The organism is Paraflavitalea pollutisoli (assembly GCF_029360705.1).
Taxonomy (GTDB): domain Bacteria; phylum Bacteroidota; class Bacteroidia; order Chitinophagales; family Chitinophagaceae; genus Paraflavitalea; species Paraflavitalea pollutisoli.
Window position 1 is genome coordinate 4,133,225 of the sequence record NZ_JARKMX010000008.1, and the last position, 25,785, is coordinate 4,159,009.

Below are 25,785 nucleotides of genomic sequence, written 5' to 3' on the forward strand. Positions count from 1 at the left end.
CATTGCCTGCGTTGTCTGAAGATTACTATAACAAACGGTAAATTACATAAGAATCAGTTTTGCCTTGAACCGGATCGTTGTACTTATCATTGCTGTTGGTGGCTTTTTGATAGACTGGCTGGCATGCTATCCGGGATTTCTCTATATCGATAGCATAGACCAGTTCACACAAGCCCTCCACAACCAGTATACCGACTGGCACCCTCCCATCATGGCGGCCGGCTGGCGACTCCTCAATTACATCTACGAAGGCCCTCAAGGGATGCTCGCTTTTCAACTACTGCTGCTCTGGACCTCCTTTTACATGATAGCCACCACCTGGTGCCACCGATGGCCCCTCTTTGTGGTACTGCTCCTATTATTTGCAGGTGCTCCCTATGTACAGAATTTTGCCGGACTGATCGTCAAGGATGCGCAAATGGCCCTATGCTGGCTGCTGGCTGTCGTAATCATGTTGCGCACGATCTACTACAACCGGAAGATGCGCCCCTGGGAAGCGATACTCACCTTCTTGCTGATCACCTATGGTACAATGGTGCGCATCAATGCCTTGCCCGGCGCCCTGGCCCTCTACTACCTATGGGTAGAAGATGTTTATTCGGGCAACCTGTACAAACGGGTAGGCCTGCTTTGCCTGGTACTGACCGGCCTGCTGCTGACAAACCTTACCTTAACCAAACTGGTACTAAAGCCAGCCAAGGCTTACCCCGAATATAAGCTGATTGCTCATGACCTGGCCGGTATACAAGTCAAAACAGGTCGGTCTTACTGGCCTTCATTTATAACCAATTTCCCAGGTTTCGACTCAAGTTATATCCGGCAGAAATTTACAACGGCCACCTTCGACAATATATGGTGGAATGGAGACAAACGGCAAATCCTTCCTCCCCTGGACGAATCAAGCCGAAAAATACTGGTCGCCGATTGGAAGCTGGCATTGCGCGAGAACCCAGGCACCTACCTCAGCAACCGGTTTGATGGGTTTCTATATTACCTGCAACTTAAAGTCAGACCCGACACCACCTTCTTTTATTACTACCCCTACATTTACACCAACCCATATGGGTTTAGCCTGAAAAAAGGTCCCGTTTTTCAATTCATGACCAGCTATATACAGGCCAATGAACACATGCCTTACATGAAGCCCTGGTTCTGGTTACTGCTGCCGGTTATGCAATTACTGCTCACCTTGACGTTGCCGCGGGGTACCTTCAAAAAAGCCGGCATCAGTCTATCGGTATCTTCCCTGCTTTACCTGCTGCCCCAATTCTTCATCTTTCAAGCCGATACCGAATTCAGGTATTTCTATTGGTGTTGCCTGTCCACTACCCTGCATACCATCCTCCTGTTTACCTGGTACTACCTCAAAAGCAAAAAGGATCCCCATTTACTGGAAGAGGATCCCGCCAAAGAAAAAACCCTCCGGATAACCGAAGGGTCCACAATCATATAAAAAATGGGTTAGTAAGCCCTATTATAACGTAGTAATTGTTTAATTATTATGTATACGGTCTACCGGCTGGTAGTGAACGACAGGGGCACATTGACTTTCACACTGAAGTTACGCCCCATATTGAATACACCTGCCCTGCCGGTAACGTTGTTGACGGCCGTGTACTTCAACCGGCTGAGGTGGTTCTGGTAAGCCACATCAGTCAGGTTATTGGCACCGAGGTACAAACTAAACAGGGTTTTGCCTTTACTGACCACATCACCGCCCAAACCAGCATTCAACAGGGTATAAGCACCGGTTGCGGTTTCCGTATTATAGCCAGTGAAAGGATCATTTTGCGCAAAAGTATTGTCCAGCTCCGCCTTGACAAACACATGCCTGAAGACCTTGCCCTTTGACGCAAATTCGGCTTTCACGTCGTTGATCAACCGGGCTGCGGGGATGAAAGGCAGGTTTTTGCTGCCATCCTGGTCCTCGCTAAGCGTACCCTGTACATAAGAAAAAGTATTTTCAATGTGCAGCCAGTCCAGCGGATGCGGGTGAATATCAAGGTTTACTTCCGCGCCATACAAGCGGGCATTGTGCTGATCAAACCGGAAGGCAAAAAGCTCATTTGTCCCATCCAGCAGGATGGAATCACCGCCGGCTGCCGACTGCAGCTTCCGGTAGTAAATGAAATTCGTCACCGAATTGTAGAACAGGTTGGCTGCCAGGCTTACATGCTCCGTATTCAACTCAACACCACCATCCACCTGGAAACTGGTTTCCGACTTCAGGTCACGCTCTCCATATTCATATCGGTTGGTGCCTTCATGAGCACCATTGCTGGCCAGCTCCGGCAGGCTCGGCGCCCGGAATCCACGTGCTATGTTGAGTTTCAATGTCAACGATTTACTAGCCTCGTAGCTGATGCCCGCACTACCCGATACATTCGAAAAGTTTTTTGTAAAAGGTTCAAACTTCAGGACGCCATCTTCTTCCATTGATTTGGCATCGACGGACCGGTTGTCGAAGCGGACACCACCGCTGATCGTCAGGCGATCGATACGTTTCTGGGTGTAGACGAAAGCGCCAACATCAAAAAGTGAATACTCCGGGATGAGCGCTTCAGTTCCCTTATTCAGGTTGCGCTGCTGCATACCATTGACACCCACACTCGTTTTCCAGTTGTTTTTCTCCGCAAAATGATACTGTACATTATAGTTGACGGTTTGCAGATCGAAGTACAACTCCTTCTCGTCCGGTTCCAGCACATTGCCAAACTCCTGCCGCTGATTGCGCTGAAAACCCAGCAATACCGTGAGCCTGTCATGCCCTACGTTGAAGCTATTGTCTGTAGCGATCTTAAAATGCTGTATCCGCTGGTGGGGTACAAAAGGGTCGGTAGCCGTAAAATCCTTGCCAGCAGCAATCGCCTCTTCTGCTGCTCCATTCACGTTAACGGGTTTCAGGAATTGACCGGTCACCTCATCACGATCCCCCTCTACCAGCCCCACATGCTGGTCGAAATTGGTGACATACAAATGGCTGTACCCCCAATGTTTGTTCAGGCCTATATATCCACCGAAATTCTTTTCATTGAACTTGGAATTGAACACATAGCCATCATACTTATTCTTGTAATCGGCGGCAGCTTTGAAGGAGCCGTAGGCGCCCCACACAAATCCGTTTTGATTACCGCCAAGATCGGCATGAAAGCCACGCTGACGGTTATTGGTCTGGTAGGTACCAAACAAATTCCCTTTGATCGTGCCTTCGGGCGCCGGATGCAGGGAAATTATATTCACAACACCCGCCAGCGCGTCACTACCGTACATCAGCGAGGCAGGTCCTTTCAGTATCTCGGCCTTCGTTACATTGTATTCGTCGATCTCGATGCCATGCTCATCTCCCCACTGCTGGCCTTCCTGCCTGATGCCATCATTGACCACTACTACCCGATTATATCCCAATCCCCGGATGGAGGGCTTGGAAATAGCAGGCCCGGTGGATACCTGGCTTACGCCCGGCGTTTTACTCAGCGCATCGATCAGGTTGGTAGATACACCGCGTAACAACTCTTCTTTCTTAATAATGTTGACCGGTACCGGCGTGCGCCTGACCGAGGTGGCAGAAGATACTCCCGTAACCGTGACCGCTTCATTTTCGGCATAAGAACGGGAAAGCGTGAAATCCTTATCCGTATTACTGGTGAGGGTGATGGTCTCAACGATGGAGGCGTAGCCTGCAAAACTGATCTCCACCAGGTGTTTGCCGGCGGGTACATTCTGCAAGCGAAACATGCCTTGTTGGTTGGTGGTACCGCCAATTTTCAGGTCGGGTAACTGAATCGAAGCACCCGCCAACACCTCACCCGACCGGGCATCGGTTACCTTACCGGAAAAACTAACATTGAGGTCGACATATACAGGTGATACAGCCGTAGGGGTAGTATTTAAGGAAGAAGATTGTGCATTAATATGGAGACAGGACAATGTCGCTAATACAATACCAATAGATAGTTGTTTCATACATTCATTTATCGATCAATAGAAATCATACATACCGGCCCCAATAAACAGGCCGCCACTCCTGGCGTTCAAAACAACCCAAGGAGGAAATTTATATCAAGCGATAAAGGGAGGTCCACGCAGCAACGAGGCGCTGACTACCGGTGTAAACACCGACGAAACTATACTGCCACCAACAATTGTATAAATGGGGAAAAAGGAAAGGTCAATCGAGTGATGGCTCTCCGTAAAAGGCGACTCGGCCACCAGGTTTTGAATAGCACAATTGAAACCAGCTTTGCTCACCTGGTCTACCGGCGACTTGGCCACAGCCGCAGTACCATCGGTATGTGATACCAGCCAGTCGTGCAGCGCTTTCCGTGGCAGGATACTGAATGCAAAAAGCACCAGTAACAAACCTGCCAGTAAACGTTTTAATATGGAATATTGCGGCCTCAACCTAATTGCGACTGTGTTGCAAAATAAAGCAATAACTGTTATACAGTGGTCAACTATTTACTATACGATCGTTATCAGGAAGTTAAGGCCAGGGAAAAACCAATCAGGCAGCCGCGGGGGAAGCGGGATTTACTTTTTAAGGACTACAGTGAATAACGAACCTTTACCCGGCTCACTTTCACAGAAGATTTTACCATTGATCTCCTGCACGATGCGCTTCACAATAGATAGACCCAATCCTGTTGAAGTTTCTCCATCTGTAGGCATAGAGGAGATCTTGCTGTACTTGGAGAATAAATAGGGTAATTCATCTTTCTCGATACCAACCCCTTCATCCCGCACTTTGATATTGATGGCATCCTGGTCTTCGCTCACACTGACCCATACGTTCTTGCCCTTGGGAGTATATTTGATCGCGTTGGAAAGCAGGTTCTCACAAATGCGGGCCACGAGTTGTTTATCACTCAGCAGGTACAATTCCTTGCCGGGTCCTTCTGCATGCAGTTGGATATTCTTCTTAGCAGCCATGGGCCGGAAATTGTCTATCACCTCTTCGGTAAAGATCGTGAGGTCGAAGTTTTCCAGCAGCATTCGGTGCCCGCCGATATCCTTTCGTTCTACATCGAGAATGCGGCGGATCATCGCTTCCCCATTGTTACTGGCCTGCATCATCTTACTGATCGCACGTTGCTGGTCTTCACTCAGCTGACCTGGTTCCGACTGCAGCACATGCCCCCATACCTGTATGGTGGTAAATGGCGTGCTCAAATCGTGTGATACGATACTGATGAGGGAGTTCTTTTCGTAGTTGAGTTCCGCCAGCTTTTCATTCTGCTGTACGATCAATTCATTGGTACTTTTCAGCTTTCGGTTGGCATTGCGCTTAGTAATAAAAGCGATCGCGATCAGTATACCGATTACGGCGAGACCTATCGCCAGGATGGTGGCAATTCGTGTACGAAGAGATTCTTTCTCCACTTGCTCCTGCAACAATTGGTTGGCAACCTCTCGCTCTTTGGCATGGTAGCGCTCCTGCAATTCGGCGATCGTCTTGTACGTATCTCCATTGAGCAGGGCTGTATCAAGCGTATACCATCGTTTCAAATGCTTATAAGCTGTTCGGTAATCGCCCTGGTATTCTTTTAATTTAGCCAGTATACCATAGGTATCAGCTTCTTTGCTTTTCGACTCGAGATCCTTGGCCAGCTTCATGGCCGCGTCAACATATTTTGTCGCCGAATCGAAACGCCGCAGTTCACTATATACGTCTGCCAGGTTCAGCAGGTCCACCCACAGGTCTCCCGGATTCTCCCCCCCCTGGTGCTGGGCAAGATTGCGCCGGAAATAGACAAGCGCCTGGTCGAAGTTTTTTTCGAGTGTATATAGGTTGCCGAGGTTATTGTAGGTACTCGACAGGTCGACTTCCTGGCCAAAAGGTTTACCAAAACGAATGGCGTCGTTGAGCAAAATACGGGCGCTATCGAATTGCTTGAGTTGCGTATAAATGACAGCCAGGTTATTGTAGGTATTAACGAGATCATAGATGTCGCCGTTTCCCTTGGAAATTCGTGCAGCCTGCAGATAAAACGATTTGGCTTTGGAAGGTTCCTTGATGGTCGCATAGGCAATGGCGAGGTCGCTTAGGGCTGCTTTTTCATAAGCAACATCTGACAGTTTTCTAGCCGCATCCAATGATTCCAGGTAAAACTCGATCGCGGAGGTGTAATTGCTGTTTAGTTCTTCAAAGATGCCCTTGAGCCGGAGAGACAGCACATCTCCTTTTATAAATTTCATCCGATCAGACTCCCGTTTGATCAGGTTGGCGTAGTAGAGCATGGAGTCCGCCTTGTCTTCTGAGAAATCAAGGCATCGGTCATACAGTGCTTTCAGGTAGGTAGTATCGACCTGTGCATCAGCCTGGTGGAGGAAGCAGTAAAAGGTAAGGGTCAGTATCCAATATTTCACTGATTATCAGATTACCTCGGTAAGATAAGCAATTCCTGTATTAGGAAATATCTAATCTATGAGCTTATTCTTCAATGCAAATTTCACAAGACCGACCGTATTGTTGACCCCCAGTTTAGCGATCAGGTTCTTCCGGTGCGTTTCTACTGTACTGACGCTGAGAAAAAGCTTTTCGGCAATTTCGGAGTTGCTGTACTCCTTACAGATCAGCGTGAGTATCTCGATCTCCCGACGCGAGAGGATCTCATCCACTTTTTTGTCTTCAATCGTGATGGTATGCCTGAAATCCTGTTCCGTATCAAGAATATTGATCTCCTTACTGAAGTATTTCTGACCATCGGCGATAGAACGCAAGGCAGTTTTCAATTCGTCGATACTCGAATTTTTCAATAGATACCCCTGAACGTCGTATTTCACGAGTTTATGAATATACCGTGTTCCCCGCATAATGGTCAGGTACAGGATTTTCAACTGTGGCTTGAGGGCGCGAAGCTTTTTCAACAGATCTTCTTCCTCGATATCGGGAAGGTGAACGTCGAGCAATAAAACATCGATATCCAGGTCTGGTAACTGCCGCAACAAGCTCTCGCCTGTCATTGCCGATCCTACCACCTGGATTCCGTCCTGTTTATTCAGTAATAAAGTAAGCCCTTCCAGGTACAATTCATGATCGTCGGTAATGAACAATTTCAGCATAGTAGGTGTCGAATCTGTTTGCTTTTGAGTAAAGCTATCGAAATGTGTGAATTCCGATTCAACCAGCAATTTAAAACTATTTGCCATATGAACATCAAAAAGCCACGTATAGGGATGATTTTTACCTGGAGACGACTTAAAATCTATCTTATAAACAATTACTTATATACATAGCAGTAAGGAGCCGCGATTTGCACCACAACTACCTCCGGCATATAGGGTCTACCGTGTCTTGAGCATCGACCGAACCTGTTGAATAGCACCATTCTGCAACCGCGCATAATAGACCCCGGCCGGCAGCCCATAGCTATCAAAACTAACATTATAAACGCCGGGGGCATATACCTTATCAGTCAATTTTTTTACAACGCGTCCCAAACTGTCCATCACCTGTACCAGGGTGTGACCGCCCCTGGTACGGAAGGTGATCCGGGTAGTATCGACAAACGGGTTGGGATAATTGGTGATGAGCTCATCCCCTGCCCCTCGAATGATATCGTCCAGGCCTGTTGTCGTACAAGCCGCATTGACGGCGAGTGGTATCTGCTGAAAATTACGCAACATGATCGTTTCGAGATCGGTGGCGTTTACGCAGAACCATTGTTGCAGAATTGATGCGTAGATGCTTCTGAAATCATATTGGAAAGGAATGTTGTCGTTGACCGACGCGTTCGCTGGTATGCTTGGATTGTTACCTACAATACCCGGCTTCACATTTTTACCGAACACAAACATAGGCGCCGCCGAGCCGTGGTCCGTCCCCATACTGCCATTGGATTTGATCCGCCGGCCAAATTCAGAGAAGGTCAACCCGATCACTCGGTCTGCTACACCTAGTCCTTCCAGGTCATCCACAAATGCTTTGATCGCATTGGAAACGCCCGCCAGCAACCGGTGGTGTACCCCCACAGTGGTATCGAGGCTGCTTACCTGCTCCGAATGGGTATCGAAGCCACCTGTACTCACCATATAAATACGGGTCTTCAGTCCACCCTTTACCAGGCGGGCAACAATCTTCAATTGCTGCGCCAGGTAATTATCTCCGGGATAACTGCCCTGTGCAGTAACCTTGGCAGCTGCCGCACGGATCACCGCGGAATATTGCTCGGTTTGACCGGCAATCAAACGGATATACTTCAACTCTTTTCCCCAGGGCGTATCGGGTACTACATCCTCCACGCCATTGAGAAAATCGTAAAAATGATTGGGGTCGAAAATATTCATAGCCATGTTCATCACGGGTCCCTGTACGGCCAGTGAAGGAACGGCACCTATCTGGATGGCTAGCGGATCAGGCACCTGCGCATTGGGATAACCATTGGGATAGTTGGGAAACTGTGTACCCAGATAACGGCCAGCCCAACCCGTGCTTAGAATCTCTTCCGGATCCGATGCACTCATCCAGATATCCGTAGCCCGGAAATGAGAAAAATTAGGTGCCGGAATTCCCACCGATTGCACAATGGCCAATTTCCCTTCATTGTACAAGATCTGCAATCCAGCCATGGCCGGATGCAAGGCTGTTTTATTGACGCCCAGCAGCGGCAATACTTTATTTTGCGGGATGGCGATATTCTTACGGGCATTATAATAGTTGCTGTAAAACTCGATCGGGATCACCATGTTGAGCCCATCATTGCCACCATTCAATTGCACCAGCACCAATACCTTATCGGTATCCGTAGGTGGCGCACTTAGCAGGGCCTGCACCAGCGGCGAGGCACCCGTGAAAGCCTTTACGGAGAACCCATTGATCAGGGCGGGTAGGGTTACCGCGGCGGGAAGGGTTTGCTTGACAAAATCTCTGCGTTTCATAGTTATGGGGTTGGTTGCTCAGGATAATTGGTATTCGGCCAGGTTCATCAGGTATTTGTACAGCGAGGTCAGTCGCATCAACACCACCTGGTAGGCTGCGTCATCGCCTGGATTGTTGATATGCTTGGTCCAAGCGGTCGTCCAGTAATAATCCTGGTCCTGGTTGGTCAGCAGGATTTGCTTTTTCAACGTTTGCTTTGACACCTCCGATAAGGGAACGCGGTACAGTATATCCAACGAATCATTGATAAGTATATTGGGATCCGAGGGGTTGGACAACGTTTTGGCGAAGGCTACCGGATTTACCTGGATCGACACATCGTCTCGCATATAACCAACAACGATCAACAGGTCGGTAAACATGTTTCGCTTGGGCAGCGTATCGGAGTTGATCCACATTTCATGAAACTGCGGCAACTGGTAATAAGCCGGCCAGCCCGATACACCCGGAGGGTCACCGATATTCATGCCCATGTTGCCCGACTGATCCATAATGAACGACCACATATTGTATGTATCGGCCGCATCAGCGGGAAACTGTACATTGAATTCCCGGCACAAACCTACCGTATGATCGATCGGACTTTTAATCAGACAACCCTGGTTCAGCACATCGAAGAAATGCTCACTTTTGAACAACGTGGCCAATACCGGTTTGATGTCCCAGTTGCTGCTGACGAACAGCTGTGCCAAAGGTTTGATGACGTTGGTTTCCGTAACCGGATCGATGATATAATAGCAAAACCATCGGTACAATTTGCGGACGATAAACTCCGATACCTCCCGCTGCTTATTGAAGATCATGTTGAGCAGCTCATCGAGCTCCACATCACCAGCTGTGGCATCGCTACGACCTGCGATGGTAGTCCCGTAAAAAGTAGAAAATGATTTACTCGTGGTATCATGGCGTTCGGGGTCAAACTGCACGGTCTCTGTTTCCAGGTCGATCGTCCACCCCGTAAGTACCCGCGCCGCAGCCAGTACATCCGGTTCCGTATAGTTAGGATTGTTTTCTTTACCCAGCGTAAACAGCTCCTGTAACTCCCGGCCATAGTTTTCGTCGGGAGCCTCCTTCCGGTTAAGGTAGCCATTGAGGTAACGCAGCATCGCGAGGTCGAGGGTAACCGCTCTTACCAGCTGTTTGAAATTTCCCAGCGCTTGAGCATGCAGCAGTTGATAGTGACGGTAGGCCGAAATCCCATTCCGATACATGCTGGCTTCTGTCGCAAAATGATGATGCCAGAAAAGCACCAGCTTCTCGGTGATCGAACGGTTCTGGTTGATCATTTGTCCAATCCACCAGGACTTCCACGCGATCACCCTTTTCTCATTCGCTTCTTCGTCTTTGGTCGGTACATCGACCCAGGTCGATCCCGAAGCTATCCCCTGCTCAGGGTCTCCGGCGGCAATGCCGGTATTATCATAAGTTTTAACAGGAGGAGCTGGCGCCGGAGAGATGGTCAGTAACGTATCGATGGCCTGGCCGGGTGATAAAGTAAGGAAGAAATCAATATCGGCCTTTTTAGCACCAAACATCGTGCGTTTCAACAGGTGTGCCACTTCGGCCCTGGTCCAGGGCCCCGCATACGGTGCGATGCCTGTGGTAATGCCACGCAACCCGGCGGGCGCGCGCTCAACAGCAGCAGCAACTGGCTTTCTATTGAGCAGAAAGGATCGTCTATCCATAGTTTGATTTTGGGGTGTTTGCATTACCAGCATAAGCAGACCGGCAATACGAAACGGCAATTGTAAGGCATATGATCAAAAATGTTGCCATTTGACCACAATCTGTAGGTTCGGGTATATTTCCGCGTTGATAGCCACGCGATCCCATCAACGGGAAAAGCCTGCCGGACCAGCAGTTTAATGCTTCGTCCAACAGGCTTTCAAAACCGTCCACTATGATTGCGAACCGGCTATTAATTAATATTTTCAATAATACCGGCAATTCCCTGACCGCCGCCTACGCAGGCAGTCACAATGCCGTATTTTTTATTCAGTCGTTTCATATCGTGAGTCAGCTGGATCGTGAGCTTGGTACCGGTACAACCGAGCGGGTGGCCCAGGGCAATAGCTCCGCCGTTGATGTTCACGATATCAGGGTTCAATTCCAGTTTACGGATCACAGCCAGGGCTTGTGAAGCAAAAGCTTCATTCAGCTCTACCAGGTCGATCTGACCAAGGCTCATATTCGCCTGTTTCAACACCTTGGGCACTGCTTCTACCGGGCCAATACCCATGATACGGGGATGGACACCAGCCGATGCAGCATTTACTAGCCGGGCAATTGGTTTCAATCCCAGCTCATTCACCAAACGCTCGCTCATCACGATCACAAAAGCCGCTCCATCGGAGGTCTGAGAAGAGTTGCCCGCTGTAACAGAACCATTGGCGGCAAATACCGGTTTCAGTTTTCCCAACGCATCGATGCTGGTATCTTTACGTGGGCCTTCATCCGTGTCAACAATATAACTTTTTGTTTTCTTCTTGCCCTTCTCATCCACATATACCTGCTCTACATTGATCGGCAATATGCCACTTTTGAAATGCCCCTGCTCGATGGCATTGATCGCTTTCTGGTGTGACTGATAAGAGAAGGCATCCTGATCTTCCCGGTTTACGTTGTATTCTTTTGCGACAGCTTCGGCAGTAAGACCCATGCTGAGGTAATAATCAGGATCATCTTTCGCAATAGAATAGGCCGGAACGGTTTTCCAGCCTGCTGTAGGTACCAGGCTCATACTTTCCGTTCCCCCGGCTACAATACATTCAGCCTGCCCCGTCCGTATTTTGGCCGTGGCAATGGCAATGGTTTCGAGACCCGACGCACAATAGCGATTCACCGTCATACCGGGCACCTCAAAACCAAGTGCACGAGCCGCTATGATACGGCCCACCTGTAATCCCTGTTCAGCTTCCGGTACTGCATTACCCACAATCACGTCATCGACGCGTTTGGGATCGAGTTGCGGCACAGAGGCCAGCAGCCCTTTAATGACATCGATCGCCAGGTCATCCGGTCTGTAAAACCGGAAAACACCACGCTTCGACTTGCCGACAGCGGTACGAAAACCTGCAACGATATACGCTTCCTGCATATAAAGAATTTTAGTGTTTGAAATGATCACCACAAAGCGCCCGCTACCTGATTTTTATCGACACTACAATACCTTAACCCGCAAGTAGTTGTTTATGCAACTTTGTATACCAAAGATAACAAGAAGCAGCAAGTTTTCAAAACAGCTACCTCACTCACTGTTACCAATTCATTTTCAACGACATATCCGCCTAAACAGCACCAACAACCAATCGGTAGATAAGGAATAGTCATTAACCAGTCCAGAGGAGACACTACCAAAATTTTACACGTTTGCCGCGACAATGGACCGATAAAGAAATATCTTCGCAGCCGTCTATGTATACGTTTATCCGATCAGTACTGTTTTTATTTCCTACCGAAGGTGTACACTATTTTTCTATGAATGCCCTGAAACTGGCCTGCAAGGTTGGTTTTCTAAAGCGCATCATTGCCCGTAACAACACCCCATCCAGCAAAAAACTCCAGCACCAGCTTTTTGGCCTGCCCTTTAAAAACCCTGTAGGCCTGGCCGCCGGGTTCGATAAAAATGCCCTCTACCTGAACGAACTGGAAGCCCTTGGCTTTGGATTTGTGGAGATCGGTACGGTAACCCCCAAGCCACAAGCTGGCAACGACCAACCCCGTCTTTTCCGTCTTCCTAAAGACAAAGCCCTGATTAACCGCATGGGCTTCAACAACGAAGGCGTACAAGTAGTGGCAAAGCGGCTGAAAGACTGGAAAGCAAAGCAACTGGCCCTTGCCTCCAAAGGCAGCCATACCCCCTATGAAGACCGGCTGATCATTGGTGGTAATATTGGTAAGAATAAAGTGACCCCCAATGAAGATGCCTGGAAAGATTACGAGATCTGCTTTCGCGAGCTCTATAATTGGGTCGATTACTTCGTCGTTAATGTAAGTTCACCCAATACCCCCGGACTGAGAGAACTGCAGGAAAAAGATGCCCTGCGGAAAATCCTGTCCCACCTCCAAACCATCAATCAAACATTGACAGGCACCAACCAGGAACCCAAACCCCTGCTGTTGAAAATAGCCCCCGACCTCACCCAGTCGCAGATAGATGATGTGATCGACCTGGCGCTCGAGATCAAGCTCGACGGCCTGGTAGCGACCAATACCACCATCGACCGTACGGGACTACAATCGTCGGAAGCAGAACTGGCACAGATTGGCGCCGGCGGCCTGAGCGGCAAACCCCTTACCCGGCGATCCACCGAGATCGTACAGTACATTACGCAAAAGACAAATGGACAAATACCGGTCATTTCGTCCGGAGGCATATTTACAGGAGCCGACGCTCAAGAGAAACTGCAGGCAGGCGCTGCGCTGGTACAGGTTTGGACAGGATTTATCTACGAAGGACCGGCGATTGTAAAGAACATTTGTAAAGCGCTTTCCTGAAACACAACAAATAAATTGACCCGCATTCTGTAATAAATAACTGCTTATACAACTTATATAGCCTAATGGAACATCTTTTTACGACGGATAGTATTATCAGTTTCGTTGTACTGGTTATCCTCGAAATCGTTTTGGGTATCGACAACGTGATCTTTGTAAGTATCATCATGAACCGCCTGCACACCAAGCAGGAAATGAACAAAGCCAGACGCTTCTGGATGATCAGCGGTATCATTGTGCGTAGCCTGTTGCTGATGGCACTCGGTTGGTTGCTGACACAAAAAGGCAAATACATTATTCCCGAAAGCTGGTTTGGTAAAGGATTTGACCTCGCAAGCCTCGTGATGCTGGCCGGTGGATTATTCCTGATCTACAAAACAGTCATGGAGATCCACCACAAGCTGGAAGGTGAAGACCCCAATGCCAACACACTCAACAAAAAGCCACTTAGCCTGGGTAAGGCCCTGGGGCAGATCGTGGTGATCGATGCCGTGTTTTCTTTCGACAGTATCATTACGGCTGGTGGTACTGCCAAACATGTGGAGATCATGATTGCTGCGGTCATCATTGCCATGATCCTCATGTTCCTGTTTAGCCCGGTGATCGCCAACTTCGTACAGGAACATCCGACCATTAAAATGCTCGCCCTGTCCTTTCTCGTCATGATTGGTCTCAGCCTGGTCATTGAAGGATGGAATGCAGAAAAGGCCCATGACCTGCACCTGAAGAACTATATCTACTTTGGTATGGCATTCTCCTTTGGCGTAGAATTGCTCAACATGACAATGCGAAAGAGGCAGGCCAAAAAGGTAGTAAAATTAAACTCCCCTACCCTGCAACAAGCAGATACCAGGAGAGATGACGACATGGCCCACTAAGCCACCTGCATAAACTCACTCATCGGCCCGCGCAAGAAATTGGCGGGCCGCTTTTTTTACGGCCTCGCTGCTATTACTGGTTGCCACCTCCCTGAATACCGTCAACAAGGCAGGTTCCCGGTACGACCATTCAAAGAGCACCTGCAAAGCCTCCAACCGCACCGGTTCATTGGCCTTCTCCACCAATCGTAGCAAAGCTCCCTTAAGTATGTCATTACCCGTTCGCAGAAACAAGGCATTGAAGATATTGGTCAATATGGCCGGATGCTGCTCCGCTGTCAAAGCTTCAGCGTAGGTCGCATCCACCAAAGGTTGCTGCACAAATCGTAAGGCATAATAAGCATAAGCCCTGACCGTGGTATCCGCATCGGTCAGTAAAGGAAGGATAAAAGGAAGCGCTACCGCCGTTCCGCAGTTTCCCATTACACTCAACAGCAACATATCATCGCCCCGCGCCCGAAGTACCTTACCCAGGTAATCAGTCAGCGAGTCGGACCGTTTGGGATCATCCGTGCGTATAGAACCAGCGATATTCCCCAGGGCAAGCATGGAAGCTGCCACAATCGACTCATTATTGGCAGTATCGAAGGCTAGCGTCTCCAGCTGTTGCTGCAGCATGCGTTGCGCGTTCCTGACCAATCCCGACGAGGGAATGATCTTTTTAAGCTTTTCTGCCGAATCCCTGTTTAACAGGATAAAATCCCGCAGTACCTGCTGCGCATAAGGGGTAGAGGCAGTAACGATACCCGTACGTAGGGTTTTGAAGGTAATCGAATTCACCGGCGCAGCATAAAATACCGCACTGAAAAGCGTCAGCGAATCTTTGCTGGCGATAAAGCAGATCTTAACAGCTTCTGCCAGTTGATCCTGTCTGTTCACATCCTGCAACAATTCATTTTCCTTCAACAAGCGCAGCAATCCGGACACGGACATTCGTTGGCTGCGGACCAACTGTTGCTCCCGCAACTTTTGCTCCAACAGTCCCGGGTAATACAACGGTCGTCGATAGCCGGAGATATGACGTGCCTCTGACTGGTGACCATCGCTACCAGCCGTCAATAAAACATACTGGTATTTATTTGTCAAAACCGTAATGGTCTTGTGGTTGACCTTTGCTTTACGAATAAACTGCCCTTCGATTGACCGCACCTGTTCCTTGTCAAAACAATAACGTGTGCCAACCTGGTACTCGATACGCCTGGCCAACACACCTGATTGACCCACCGGAGGTATCCAGTCCAGCGAATCCAGTTGCAGCGCCTTGGCACAAGCGCCAGTGTCCGCCTTGGTGAAAATTGCCCGGACCGCTCCGTCCGACAATGTCATCACAGGTGGTTCTTCACCACGGGTTGAAGCAGGAAGGCTCCATTGAAAAGGCTCCAGCAACTGAATCACCACATGTTCGGCAGCCTCAGTAATTGCTCCCGGCAACCAGACACTGTCGATCAACCCCTGTCGCGTACGGCTGAAATAAAACCCCTTCCCCAACAATGATTGAATGGATTGCTGCACAGATAGCGGCAACGGAAAACGGCATTGATCGATCGAAAGAAAACACGCATACATATACTGTTTGGTGAGTGATCGCCCGACGCACTCCGTCCTCATAGTACCCAGCAGGTTACCGGTAAGACTGGTGTCTTGACCGCGCGTGCCCAGCGAAGCAAAATCGGTAGACACATGGGTCGAAAACCGTACCCGGTAAGTACCCCAATCATGTAGTGATGAAATCACTTCCCCTTGCGTCACATTGTTTTGCCGGGCACTCGCCACCTGCTGCAGGAACAGGCACATCATTGCTATCGTCAATATGTTTTTCATACATCGCCTTTTGTAAAAACACTGCCCGGCCATCGCACAAGAGGATGACCGGGTACAGTGTGCCTTTCCTTTACCAGTTCAAAACCTTTGTATTATCGTCCTCGAGCAAGGTGCCGCGCAATTTAAACGCCGCCGGCACTTTGAAGATGTTCAGTCTTTCTGTTTTGATACAGGGAGCACCACAGCTCCAGTTGCCAAAGTCAGGATACTTCACAAAGAAGTTTACCTCTCCTTTCAGTGCCTCGAGTGTGCTTTCGATATAAGCCTTATTGACCAGCTTCCACTTGTCGTCTTCATAGTCCAGTCCGGCGTTGCCACCAAAACCCACACCACCGGTCAGCAGCGTAACAATACCTTCGATGCCCCCCTCCAGAACATCATCCAGGCCATACTTGGCTGCTACACGCAAACGTGCGCTGTAAGTGGGTCCGATATAGGCGTCGACATTGCTGCGGGTCATATCTGCCTTGTACATACAGCCTACTGCACCGGCAGTCGACACGTCAGTATTAAAGCCTACAGAGGGAATCCAGTCCATAAAATTGACCGTACTCATGGCAGGCGAGTTGAGCAACTCGGCGATATCCAGTTCTTCGGTAAACTCTTCATCAAGCGAGTTCCCGTTTATGGCCGAAGTACGGTTGAAGAGAGAACGGCCCAGCAGGTTCACAACTACCTTCCGCGACAGGTTTTTGCTAGTCTTGGCAGGTGCCACGAATTCGCCATTCATAGTGGCCAGCGGAATGGTCAGGTTGATGGGCAGTCCGACAGATACCTTCATGGATGCACCAAAAGTGACCGCCACTTTGTACTCTGATTCAGTGGTCGAAAAAACATCTGTATTGTTAGCGAAGACTACGTTGGCCGGCGGCGCAGCATAGGCGCGGACCGTCAGGGCAGCTGTAGCGAGTTTGAATTCGGCATCGTCATTGTTCAGCTCGGCTTTGATCTTATCCGCCAGCGGCTTCAGGTAACGATCCACATCATAGACCTTCTCGATCGTTTCAGGTTTCTTGTTCAGTTGCTCCTTCAGCTTGTTGATCGCCGCGAGGTTTTTACCATTGAGCAACGACGCCCGCGACGCAGCGATATTACCCTTGTGAAAGAAAACTTTCGAGTTGTTGCTTTGTAGATTGCTAAGCGGTTTCAGGTTGCGGTTCATTTCCGTATTGATCGAGTTGATCTTTACCTCTTCTACCACAACTGGTTTCCGTACCAGGTTGCTGGCGGAAGGCTGAAAATTGCGCAGGGTGTAGCCTTTCTCCGACATTTCTGCTTCGAGTTTATTGACGCGTTTCAGGTACTCGTCGACAGAAATAGACTTACCCGATACCGTTTTGACCATATCGGTGGGCTTCACCACCCGTCCGCTGGTGGCCGATACTTCCGCAACGGTAAAAGGTTTGTTGACCAATGTTTTTTTAGGTGTTACAACAGCCACAGACCGTTGATTCACCAGCACATCTTTCTTCAATTGCGCCTGTACGTTCAGCACAAACCCGCAGGACATAGCCAGCCCTAATAAGACTTTTTGCATACTGTAATGTTTAAAGGTGATAATGATATATAGGTAGGAGATTATCGCATCATACAGGAGATCGACACAACAGGGGTAAACGTTTGCATTTTCCAGCGCTTGTCAAACAGGCAGCGCATGCCATAGTTAAGGATCAGGTTACGGCTCACCCGCCAATCGCCGCCAAAATTGATCGTATAAGGATGTACCGTGGTCCACTGTACTGAAGATTCTACGATGGACAGCTTATTGCTCGCAGGAGTGAAATTTTCCTCCAGGGCCTGCAAGGCGGTTTTGATGCCCTTGCGTTCATAAAAGAATTCTGCAAAAAAGGAATACAGCGAGCCACCATACCGCAGGTTAAGTCCTACTGACCAAAGGGTATTATCGGCTACCGCCTGCTGAGTAGTTTCCTCCCCCGAATTATCATCGCGCAATAAAAAGTCAACCTGCTCTTCGTACACACTGTTGCGTACCAGCATAGAGGCCAGCATGCGCTTGCCAATACCCATACCACCATTCAGCCAGAAGCCCCAGGCAGTATTCCGGTTCAGGCGTAAGGTGGATAAAGAACCCGCACTATCGGTCGCATAGGTATTGACTTTTCCGACAGCCACATCCAGCCAGGAGGCATTCCAGTTTTCCAACACAAATATTTTGGCTCGCTCATTGACCTCCGCATTGCGGCGGGAACCAAGCGTGAACAGTTGTTCTTCGGTATCCTGGATGCTTTTACGAATCGCCGGTTTGTCGAGTATATTCTGTGTACTATCGAGCTGGTGCTCGAGATCCTTTAGTTGTTTCTCCAGGTCTTTTTTTTCCGCATCAAATTTCTCAGCAATCCCCGCGTAGAGTTCGGTAGCCAATAGCGGGTCGGCCTGTTTGATGAGATTGATCTTGATGGCCCCACCAATGCGTCGGTCATTTTCTTCGTTCTGCACGGTACCAATGGAAAGATCCAAAGACGCCAACTTGCGCATAAAACCGGAAGCCTGTTGATATTTCTCAAGCTTTTTGCGGTTGTAAAACAATTCCCAGAATGGCTGAGACTGAATGGCCAGGTTGGGACTCAGCTTCCAGGATTTAAAAGACCAGTCCACTTTAAAATCTTTGATGTCCGAAGTGCGCGTCACCTGCGATGGAGTTACGCCCATGAGATCGAAAACCGGTGAGGCGGGTATACTCAATTCCTTGGGCGTCACGCGTTGTTCAGCACCAGATTCCTGTGCCCGCACAACAACAGTCGATAACAGCAGTAAAGCGATGGGGAGAAATTGGGGGATCGGCTTCATGAACCAAAACTACCGCCGGCAACACCCGGATTCAATACCTGACCATAGTGAATTACGCCCACGAAAAATACCTGAATGCCGGTAGGGACCACCACTGGCAAATTGATATATTGTGCTACTAATTTCGAGTCTGCATGATCAAAACAGCTGCTTCTATTCTTGGGTGTTTGGTACTCCTTCTCTATACCAAAACAGCCGTGGCACAATCCGGAGATCCTTATAAGGACAGCCTGCTACGCGTCGTGGCCCGCAGCCAGCCCGACACCCACTCACTGAAGGCAGCGACCCTCTTGTACAAGCTCTATTTTAATGAAGGGGATTTCAAGAACTCTTTACAATATTGCCGGCAGGCATTGCAGTTTACCGAACGGCTGGGCATTCCGGAAAAACAGGCACGTATCACGTACAGCATCGGCTTGAATTACACCAACCAGAATATGTATGACAGCGCCCGGTACTACCTCGATAAATGTGTCACATTGCCCGGATCGATGAAAGACACCATGTTGTTGGTACAATGCAACAACACCCTCTCTATCTTAAGCAACTACCAGTCGGACCATAGCACAGCCATCAGCTACCTGATGAAATCGGTCGAGTTGCTCGAAGCCGTTAAGTCTCCGGATCTAAAAGGGGTTATGGCGCAAACCTATATGAACCTGACCAACAACCTCATCGCTGAGCAGCAGTTGGAAAAAGGCATTGCGTATGGAAAGCGAGCGCTCGAGTTTACGGGTTATCCGGATGAACAGCGGCACCGCATATTGGTGCACCTTGACCTGATGGACGCCTATATCAAACAGAATCAGGCCCGCGACGCGGGCCGGCACCTGGATACTGCAGTCCAGCTCAACCAGGTATTGAACAATGTGGTGATGGCCAACCTGGTCAACAACAACAAAGGCATCTACTTCGAGTACATCAACGACCTGCCTTCAGCGCTCAAAGCGTATAAATTGGCTTATCACCTGGCAGATAGTATGCAGCAGGACCTGGTGCGCGGCAATCCCGCCAACAATATTGCCCGGCTCCACTTCAAACTGGGTAATTACAAAGAAGCGGAACAGTTTGCACACGCTGCCATTGGCGTCGGCACCAGAACACACCAGATGAAAATACTCGCCGATGCCTACAGCCTGCTGACCAACCTGTACGAAACGACCGGCGACTACCGGAAAGCACTTAAAATGGCCTTGCTCAATAAACGGTTTGCCGACAGTGCGACCAACAGCGCTACCCAAAAAGTGACCCTATCACTCGAAGCAAAATACCAGCACCAGAAGAAGGAGAAAGAGATTGCAGAACTGAAAGCAGACGCGGCCGAAAACGAATTGCTGATCCTTAAGCGTAACCGGATCTTATTGATAGGCAGCCTCTGCGCAGCCATCCTGCTGTTGATCATCGGGTGGCTGTACAAGATCAGCAAACACAAACAGACCATCACAGAAAAAGAAAAGAAATTACAGCTCGAACACATCAATTTCCTCGAAAGGCAGCAACAGGTAGTCTCTTTGCAAAGTATGCTCAACGGACAGGAAACAGAACGCACCCGCATCGCCAAAGACCTGCACGATGGACTTGGCGGATTGTTCTCTACCGTAAAAATGAACTTCAGCGTGCTGCAATACGAGAACCCTACACTGAAAGAAAATCCCCTGTTCCAGAAAAGTTATGAGATGGTCGATACCGCGTCGGTCGAATTAAGGCGCATCGCCCACAACATGATGCCCGAAGTGCTGATGAAGCTGGGACTGATACAGGCCCTTCAGGATATGTGTGCCGCGATCAGCAGCGGGCGCCTCTTACTCGTCACCTTGCAGGCTTATGGTATGGATAAGCGCCTCAACGGCTCCAGCGAGATCATGTTGTACCGGATCATCCAGGAACTGATCGCCAATATCATCAAGCATGCCCAGGCTACGGAAGCATTGATACAATTTAATAAGAATGGTAACCGGCTCACCATTACTGTAGAAGACAATGGCCGTGGCTTCAACATGATGGACGTAGATACCACCAAACACAGTGGCATGGAGAGTGTCAGAAACCGCGTCAATTACCTGAACGGGCAGATCAATATCGATTCCCGCCGGGGAATCGGCACCACCGTACTGATGGAGTTTCTGATCAATGACGATGAACTATCTTTACCCTGACTTATTGCTATGATCACCATCCTCATCATCGACGACCACCCGCTCGTGACAGACGGCATCAAAACCATGCTGCAGCACGAAGCTCATTTACAGGTTTGCAAAACGGCCCGCACAGGGCGGGAAGCGCTGGTATTTCTCGAGCAACAGCCCGTAGATGTGATATTGCTCGATATCAGCCTGCCCGACATCGACGGACTGGCACTCTGCCAGCAGATCCGCCTCACCAATAAAACAAGCCGCATCATTGGTGTTACCTCGGCCAACGACGCAGGTATCATCACGCAACTACTTCACCGTGGTGGCAATGGCTACCTGCTGAAGAATATGGAGCGCGAAGAACTGATCCATGCGATCAACCGCGTACTGGATGGACATGTATACCTGAGCAAAGAGGCCAATGAGAAAGTATTACAACAATACCGTAGCCTGGATTCGGCCCTGCACCAGATGCCGGTTTTGACGAGAAGGGAAAAAGAGATACTGGTATTGCTGAGCGATGGCATGACGGGACCGCAGATCGCCGAAAAACTATTCCTGAGCACCTATACCATCGAAACGCACCGCAAGAACCTGTTACAAAAATTCAGCGTCAACAATACAGCCCTGCTATTAAAGGCGGCCCGCGACTACCGGATTTTAAACTGAGACGTCAGCAGGCATTGCACACTCAGGCAATCTTCAGCAGGGTGGCTGCCACAACCCCGGCGGTCTCCGTACGCAGGCGATTATGCCCCATCACCACCGGTGTAAACTCGTGCTGTAGCGCCAAATCGATCTCTGCGGGTGTAAAATCGCCTTCCGGACCAATCAGGATCAGTTGCGAACCTGCAGCACGCTGCGCTTCCTCCCGCAATTCTTTACGGTTGCTTTCCAGGCAATGCGCAATCAGCTTCTGCTCATGTTTCATCACTTCTTCCAGGCGAAACAATTGTTCGTAACCCACTGGCTGGTGCAGGATGGGTAGCCAGCTTTGCTGGCTTTGTAGCATGGCACTGATGAGGATACTGTTCATCCTGTCATGCCGGAAATGTTCGCGTTCGGTACGTTCGCAGATCAGGGGTATGATGGCTTGTACGCCGATCTCCGTTACCTTCTCCAGAAACCACTCGATGCGGCTGGCATTTTTAAGTAGGGAAATAGCTACTGTAATAGTTCGGGCTGCCGGCGCCGTATAGTGTGCATCAACGATGCGTACGCTGCATTTCTTTTTATGGTCATCCACAATCTCGGCCGTCAGCAGATTGCCCAGCCCATCCGTTAGTTGTACCTGGTCTCCCACATGCTTGCGCAATACCTGGATGATGTGCTTCGACGCCTCTTCCGGTAAGGTCATGATCTGGTGGATGGCTGCCGCCGATTCGATGTAAAAGATGGGTAGGCTCATACTGCAAATTAGGGTAAGATGATGACACTGAGCAGCGCACAACCAGTCAAAAAAAAGCCCTCCCCGATGCATAATTGGGAGGGCCTGGAATAAACAACCTCAGAATTTTATAGTGTAGTTACTATTTCAGTTTAGAAAGGCGCATCGTCATCGTCGCCAAACGGCATGTCATTCATCTTACTGCCAGCCTGGATGAACAGCTTGGCGCCACCACCATCGGCAGCACCACCTTCAGGGGGTACTGGTTTCCAGTTGCCGGTTCCTCCTTGTGATACCAGGCCACCAAAATCATCCTCTTCAAACTCCTGGAACTTCTGGATATGCAGAAGGGCACGCAGTTTGATCGTTTCCAGCGAACCGTTACGGTGTTTCGCGATACGGATATGCGTTTCACCTTTATTGCTTTCCCCCATTTCGTTTTGGGCGATATCGTAGTATTCGGGACGGTAGATAAACATTACCATGTCCGCATCCTGTTCGATCGCACCCGATTCACGGAGGTCACTCAACTGAGGCATCTTGTTACCGTCCTTACGGGTTTCCACCGCCCGGCTCAACTGCGACAGGGCGATGATTGGCACCATCAACTCCTTTGCCAGCGTTTTCAGGTTACGGGAGATGGTACTGATCTCCTGCTCACGGTTCTGGCCTTTACCACCACCACCACTCATCAGCTGCAGGTAGTCAATAATGATCAGTCCGATATTGTGTTTGTTCTTCAGACGTCTTGCCTTCGCACGCAACTCAAATACGTTGAGCGCCGCGGTATCGTCGATGTAGATGGGCGCCTGGGCCAGCTTCTGGATACCCTTGGCATACAGTTGCTTCATTTCATGCTCTTCCATCTTACCCCGTGATATCTTTTCCAGCATGATTTCACTTTCTGCCGAGAGGATACGTTGTACCAGCTGGGCAGAGCTCATTTCAAGGCTGAAAAAGGCCACCGGTGTAGGCTTCCGGGGATTTAAGGCAGCGTTCCGGACGAGGTTAAGGGCGAAGGCCGTTTTACCTACCGCAGGACGTGCCGCGAGGATTACCAGATCCGAAGGCTGCCAGCCGTAGGTGACCTTATCCAGCGAGACGAACCCGCTTGGCACACCGGTAATATCCTCAGTACGGTTACGCATGTCTTCGATCCGCTGTACGGTTTTCACCAATACGCTGTCGATACTGTCGAAGTTCTTACGTAGGTGATTATTGGTGATCTCAAACAACTTGCTCTCAGCCACATCGAGCAGGTCAAAAACGTCTGTGCTATCCTCGTATGATTCGCTGATGATCTCGCCGCTGATGCGGATGAGCTCGCGTTGAATGAACTTTTGCAGGATGATACGCGAGTGCGCATCGATATTGGCCGACGATACGACCGAGTTGGTCAGCCGGGTAACATAATAGGGACCACCGATCATTTCCAATTCCTCTTTCGAACGGAGTTCCTCCACCACGGTCAGGATATCGATCGGCTGGTTTTTCTGTTGCAGGCTCAGCATCGCCCGGTAGATGCGCTGGTTGGCATCCACATAAAAACATTCCGGTTTCAGGATCTCGATTACCGTATCAAACGCACTCTTTTCCAACATGATAGCACCCAGTACAGCCTCCTCGAGGTCCTTGGCCTGAGGAGGTACTTTTCCATACATCATCGTATTCAGGTCTACCGACGGCTTCCGACGAGCCTTACTGCGGTCTTTATTAAAATTCGTTAACTCCATTAGATCAATTGGTCAGTAAGTAAATGAGAACCAGATAATACAATTGGCTGAACAACAGGTTCAGCAATAGGATGGATTTTCCAGGCCATGCAATCGGATCCCTCAGATCCAACCGATGACAACCGGGTTGATGCTCCAGACTTGTGTTACGAAATTGTTAATCCAGCATTACCTGAATGTTACCGCAATAGTCAGGACGGCGAATATATAACCACCCACCGTCCCAAAAAAAAGAATCTGGAACCTATATTTAATAACCCGCAATTCACGGGCCGGTTCACACTCTTCCTGGGGTTACCCACATCAACGCCCGGCTTATACCCAATTTACAAAAGTTTGGCACCCTATCCCAAACGAAATTAACACACCCTGTGCGAAGATAATAATGGCAAAAAATTTGGCCAGCTACCCGTTCGAATAAGATACAGCGGCATTAAGGGTTTACCCTTTCCAACTATTGGAAAACACTTAATCAGCCTCGTTTTTAACGCTTCGTTCGGCCGCAAACCGGCATAAAACCATTAATTTTAGAGACAAAAATGAACAAAGCTTTACTGGTATTGTTTTATGAGCGATATTAGTAAGGTACAAACGTAGAATGCACAATGCGGGTATATCAACTTAGGCACTATGAAGTGTTGCTGAACGATAAGCAAGGGGAGGAACTGGAATTACTGATACAGTATGAAAAACTGTGCAGTCAATTACTGACCACCAAGGCACTCTCCTATTCCAACACCGTTGAAATTGCCCGGTTCCGCCCCTTTCGCATGGAACGCCGCGCCAACCGCATTCACCGGCTCCTCATCGATAAATTACCCGCTTTCAATTTTCTGATCAGCAAAAACTAGCCCATTTCATTTACTTTTCCCGCTATCGTTTGCCATTCAGGCAAGGTATTACTTGTCTGTATATACTGTCACCACTCCACCATTACTGCCACTACGCTTAACCTCCAACCCAGCTTTAACTACCCGTTTCGGGCATCGGCCCTACCCGCTTTGTGGTATTGATTTTCACGAATAATCTCCGCAGCTTTGCCCCTTCCCCCATTTTGGCACGCTTTCCCGTGAACGATCAACATCCTACCTGCCACCCGATAGCGAATCGTCACTGTTTGTCGGGAAAGTGAACAATAAAGGGGGAATTGCACTATTAAATAATCCTAATTGAAGTTTATGACACCATTCCTGACAGTACGAAAGCTCACCAGCGTCCTTTTGCTGAGCGTCCTGTTCTTCACTGCCTGCAAGGTAACCCTGCTGTCGGCCTACGATGAGGTTACCGACAAAACGCTCTCGGAAATGCAGCAAAGCACTACTGCCTTTTTCGTAAAACATGAAAGCAATCCCCAATCACCCGACCTGGCCTACAACAAAAGCGAGCCATTTTATGAAGGGCTCAAAGTAAAATCACGCACTATACGCATTCGCAACAATGCCATCGAGAAGAACAAGATCATGATCGACATGCTCGACCTGCTCGACAGGAATATCAACCTCATGGACTCGCTCCACAAAGGAAAACCCAACGGCTTACTCTCTACCAATGATGTCACCCTGCTGAAAAGCGCCTTTGAAACGCAGTATACCGCGATGTTTAAATTCATTATGGCATTGAAAGCCCGCGCAAAAGGGTAATTGCACCATCC

At 49.2% G+C, this 25,785-nt stretch carries 19 protein-coding genes; 7 read left to right on the forward strand and 12 right to left on the reverse strand.

What is annotated here, in order from left to right; all coding sequences use genetic code 11:
• Nucleotides 1-64: 64 nt before the first annotated feature.
• Complete coding sequence (locus P2W70_RS30015) at nucleotides 65-1,453, forward strand: hypothetical protein (RefSeq protein WP_276485274.1); 1,389 nt, start codon at nucleotides 65-67, stop codon at nucleotides 1,451-1,453.
• A 59-nt stretch (nucleotides 1,454-1,512) separates the two neighbouring features.
• Here P2W70_RS30015 and P2W70_RS30020 read toward each other — a convergent pair whose 3' ends face one another.
• The 7 genes from P2W70_RS30020 to P2W70_RS30050 form a co-directional block, all read right to left on the reverse strand.
• On the reverse strand, nucleotides 1,513-3,963 hold the full coding sequence (locus P2W70_RS30020) for a TonB-dependent receptor (RefSeq protein ID WP_276485275.1): 2,451 nt from the start codon (nucleotides 3,961-3,963) through the stop codon (nucleotides 1,513-1,515).
• A 96-nt stretch (nucleotides 3,964-4,059) separates the two neighbouring features.
• Nucleotides 4,060-4,359 carry a hypothetical protein gene (locus P2W70_RS30025; RefSeq protein WP_276485276.1) on the reverse strand — a complete coding sequence of 100 codons (300 nt, stop codon included), beginning with the start codon at nucleotides 4,357-4,359 and terminating at the stop codon, nucleotides 4,060-4,062.
• 171 nt (nucleotides 4,360-4,530) lie between these two features.
• The gene (locus P2W70_RS30030) at nucleotides 4,531-6,366 is read right to left on the reverse strand and encodes a tetratricopeptide repeat-containing sensor histidine kinase (protein WP_276485277.1); all 1,836 of its coding nucleotides are present in this window, start codon (nucleotides 6,364-6,366) and stop codon (nucleotides 4,531-4,533) included.
• A 51-nt stretch (nucleotides 6,367-6,417) separates the two neighbouring features.
• Nucleotides 6,418-7,062 carry a response regulator gene (locus P2W70_RS30035; RefSeq protein WP_276485278.1) on the reverse strand — a complete coding sequence of 215 codons (645 nt, stop codon included), beginning with the start codon at nucleotides 7,060-7,062 and terminating at the stop codon, nucleotides 6,418-6,420.
• A 222-nt stretch (nucleotides 7,063-7,284) separates the two neighbouring features.
• Nucleotides 7,285-8,877 (reverse strand): DUF1501 domain-containing protein, encoded by a 1,593-nt coding sequence (locus P2W70_RS30040; protein WP_276485279.1) that lies wholly within the window; start codon nucleotides 8,875-8,877, stop codon nucleotides 7,285-7,287.
• Nucleotides 8,878-8,895: 18 nt separating this feature from the next.
• A complete protein-coding gene (locus tag P2W70_RS30045; RefSeq protein ID WP_276485280.1) occupies nucleotides 8,896-10,563 on the reverse strand; it encodes a DUF1800 domain-containing protein in 1,668 nt (555 codons plus the stop codon).
• Nucleotides 10,564-10,796: 233 nt separating this feature from the next.
• A complete protein-coding gene (locus tag P2W70_RS30050; RefSeq protein WP_276485281.1) occupies nucleotides 10,797-11,975 on the reverse strand; it encodes an acetyl-CoA C-acyltransferase in 1,179 nt (392 codons plus the stop codon).
• A gap of 317 nt (nucleotides 11,976-12,292) precedes the next feature.
• On the opposite strand from P2W70_RS30050, the gene P2W70_RS30055 reads away from it, so the two are divergent.
• Nucleotides 12,293-13,375 carry a quinone-dependent dihydroorotate dehydrogenase gene (locus tag P2W70_RS30055; protein ID WP_276485282.1) on the forward strand — a complete coding sequence of 361 codons (1,083 nt, stop codon included), beginning with the start codon at nucleotides 12,293-12,295 and terminating at the stop codon, nucleotides 13,373-13,375.
• A gap of 65 nt (nucleotides 13,376-13,440) precedes the next feature.
• Nucleotides 13,441-14,253, forward strand: a complete 813-nt coding sequence (locus P2W70_RS30060; protein WP_276485283.1) for a TerC family protein — start codon at nucleotides 13,441-13,443, stop codon at nucleotides 14,251-14,253.
• Between the two features lie 15 nt (nucleotides 14,254-14,268).
• On the opposite strand, the gene P2W70_RS30065 is transcribed toward P2W70_RS30060, so the two are convergent.
• From P2W70_RS30065 to P2W70_RS30075, 3 genes are all read right to left on the reverse strand, one after another.
• Nucleotides 14,269-16,074 (reverse strand): HEAT repeat domain-containing protein, encoded by a 1,806-nt coding sequence (locus P2W70_RS30065; protein ID WP_276485284.1) that lies wholly within the window; start codon nucleotides 16,072-16,074, stop codon nucleotides 14,269-14,271.
• Nucleotides 16,075-16,144: 70 nt separating this feature from the next.
• Nucleotides 16,145-17,611, reverse strand: a complete 1,467-nt coding sequence (locus P2W70_RS30070; RefSeq protein WP_276485285.1) for a hypothetical protein — start codon at nucleotides 17,609-17,611, stop codon at nucleotides 16,145-16,147.
• Between the two features lie 41 nt (nucleotides 17,612-17,652).
• Nucleotides 17,653-18,882, reverse strand: a complete 1,230-nt coding sequence (locus P2W70_RS30075) for a hypothetical protein (protein ID WP_276485286.1) — start codon at nucleotides 18,880-18,882, stop codon at nucleotides 17,653-17,655.
• A 134-nt stretch (nucleotides 18,883-19,016) separates the two neighbouring features.
• Between P2W70_RS30075 and P2W70_RS30080 the strand changes: the two genes are divergently transcribed.
• Entirely contained in the window at nucleotides 19,017-21,038 is a 2,022-nt protein-coding gene (locus tag P2W70_RS30080; protein ID WP_276485287.1) for an ATP-binding protein, read from the forward strand.
• A 9-nt stretch (nucleotides 21,039-21,047) separates the two neighbouring features.
• The gene (locus P2W70_RS30085; RefSeq protein WP_276485288.1) at nucleotides 21,048-21,683 is read left to right on the forward strand and encodes a response regulator; all 636 of its coding nucleotides are present in this window, start codon (nucleotides 21,048-21,050) and stop codon (nucleotides 21,681-21,683) included.
• 22 nt (nucleotides 21,684-21,705) lie between these two features.
• Here P2W70_RS30085 and P2W70_RS30090 read toward each other — a convergent pair whose 3' ends face one another.
• The gene (locus tag P2W70_RS30090) at nucleotides 21,706-22,422 is read right to left on the reverse strand and encodes an RsmE family RNA methyltransferase (RefSeq protein ID WP_276485289.1); all 717 of its coding nucleotides are present in this window, start codon (nucleotides 22,420-22,422) and stop codon (nucleotides 21,706-21,708) included.
• A gap of 131 nt (nucleotides 22,423-22,553) precedes the next feature.
• Nucleotides 22,554-24,134 (reverse strand): replicative DNA helicase, encoded by a 1,581-nt coding sequence (gene dnaB, locus P2W70_RS30095; protein ID WP_276485290.1) that lies wholly within the window; start codon nucleotides 24,132-24,134, stop codon nucleotides 22,554-22,556.
• Nucleotides 24,135-24,739: 605 nt separating this feature from the next.
• Between dnaB and P2W70_RS30100 the strand changes: the two genes are divergently transcribed.
• Nucleotides 24,740-24,985, forward strand: a complete 246-nt coding sequence (locus tag P2W70_RS30100; protein WP_276485291.1) for a hypothetical protein — start codon at nucleotides 24,740-24,742, stop codon at nucleotides 24,983-24,985.
• A gap of 327 nt (nucleotides 24,986-25,312) precedes the next feature.
• The gene (locus tag P2W70_RS30105) at nucleotides 25,313-25,774 is read left to right on the forward strand and encodes a hypothetical protein (protein WP_276485292.1); all 462 of its coding nucleotides are present in this window, start codon (nucleotides 25,313-25,315) and stop codon (nucleotides 25,772-25,774) included.
• The last annotated feature ends 11 nt before the right edge of the window (nucleotides 25,775-25,785 follow it).

What these genes read in the sequence shown, in the direction of transcription:
- P2W70_RS30105 (WP_276485292.1), top strand. Translation starts at nt 25,313, where the DNA reads ATGACACCATTCCTGACAGTACGAAAGCTCACCAGCGTCCTTTTGCTG.
- P2W70_RS30070 (WP_276485285.1), bottom strand. Translation starts at nt 17,611, where the DNA reads ATGCAAAAAGTCTTATTAGGGCTGGCTATGTCCTGCGGGTTTGTGCTG.
- P2W70_RS30045 (WP_276485280.1), bottom strand. Translation starts at nt 10,563, where the DNA reads ATGGATAGACGATCCTTTCTGCTCAATAGAAAGCCAGTTGCTGCTGCT.
- P2W70_RS30090 (WP_276485289.1), bottom strand. Translation starts at nt 22,422, where the DNA reads ATGAGCCTACCCATCTTTTACATCGAATCGGCGGCAGCCATCCACCAG.
- P2W70_RS30065 (WP_276485284.1), bottom strand. Translation starts at nt 16,074, where the DNA reads ATGAAAAACATATTGACGATAGCAATGATGTGCCTGTTCCTGCAGCAG.
- P2W70_RS30040 (WP_276485279.1), bottom strand. Translation starts at nt 8,877, where the DNA reads ATGAAACGCAGAGATTTTGTCAAGCAAACCCTTCCCGCCGCGGTAACC.
- P2W70_RS30080 (WP_276485287.1), top strand. Translation starts at nt 19,017, where the DNA reads ATGATCAAAACAGCTGCTTCTATTCTTGGGTGTTTGGTACTCCTTCTC.
- P2W70_RS30075 (WP_276485286.1), bottom strand. Translation starts at nt 18,882, where the DNA reads ATGAAGCCGATCCCCCAATTTCTCCCCATCGCTTTACTGCTGTTATCG.
- P2W70_RS30085 (WP_276485288.1), top strand. Translation starts at nt 21,048, where the DNA reads ATGATCACCATCCTCATCATCGACGACCACCCGCTCGTGACAGACGGC.
- P2W70_RS30035 (WP_276485278.1), bottom strand. Translation starts at nt 7,062, where the DNA reads ATGCTGAAATTGTTCATTACCGACGATCATGAATTGTACCTGGAAGGG.
- P2W70_RS30100 (WP_276485291.1), top strand. Translation starts at nt 24,740, where the DNA reads ATGCGGGTATATCAACTTAGGCACTATGAAGTGTTGCTGAACGATAAG.
- P2W70_RS30050 (WP_276485281.1), bottom strand. Translation starts at nt 11,975, where the DNA reads ATGCAGGAAGCGTATATCGTTGCAGGTTTTCGTACCGCTGTCGGCAAG.
- P2W70_RS30020 (WP_276485275.1), bottom strand. Translation starts at nt 3,963, where the DNA reads ATGAAACAACTATCTATTGGTATTGTATTAGCGACATTGTCCTGTCTC.
- P2W70_RS30060 (WP_276485283.1), top strand. Translation starts at nt 13,441, where the DNA reads ATGGAACATCTTTTTACGACGGATAGTATTATCAGTTTCGTTGTACTG.
- P2W70_RS30055 (WP_276485282.1), top strand. Translation starts at nt 12,293, where the DNA reads ATGTATACGTTTATCCGATCAGTACTGTTTTTATTTCCTACCGAAGGT.
- dnaB (WP_276485290.1), bottom strand. Translation starts at nt 24,134, where the DNA reads ATGGAGTTAACGAATTTTAATAAAGACCGCAGTAAGGCTCGTCGGAAG.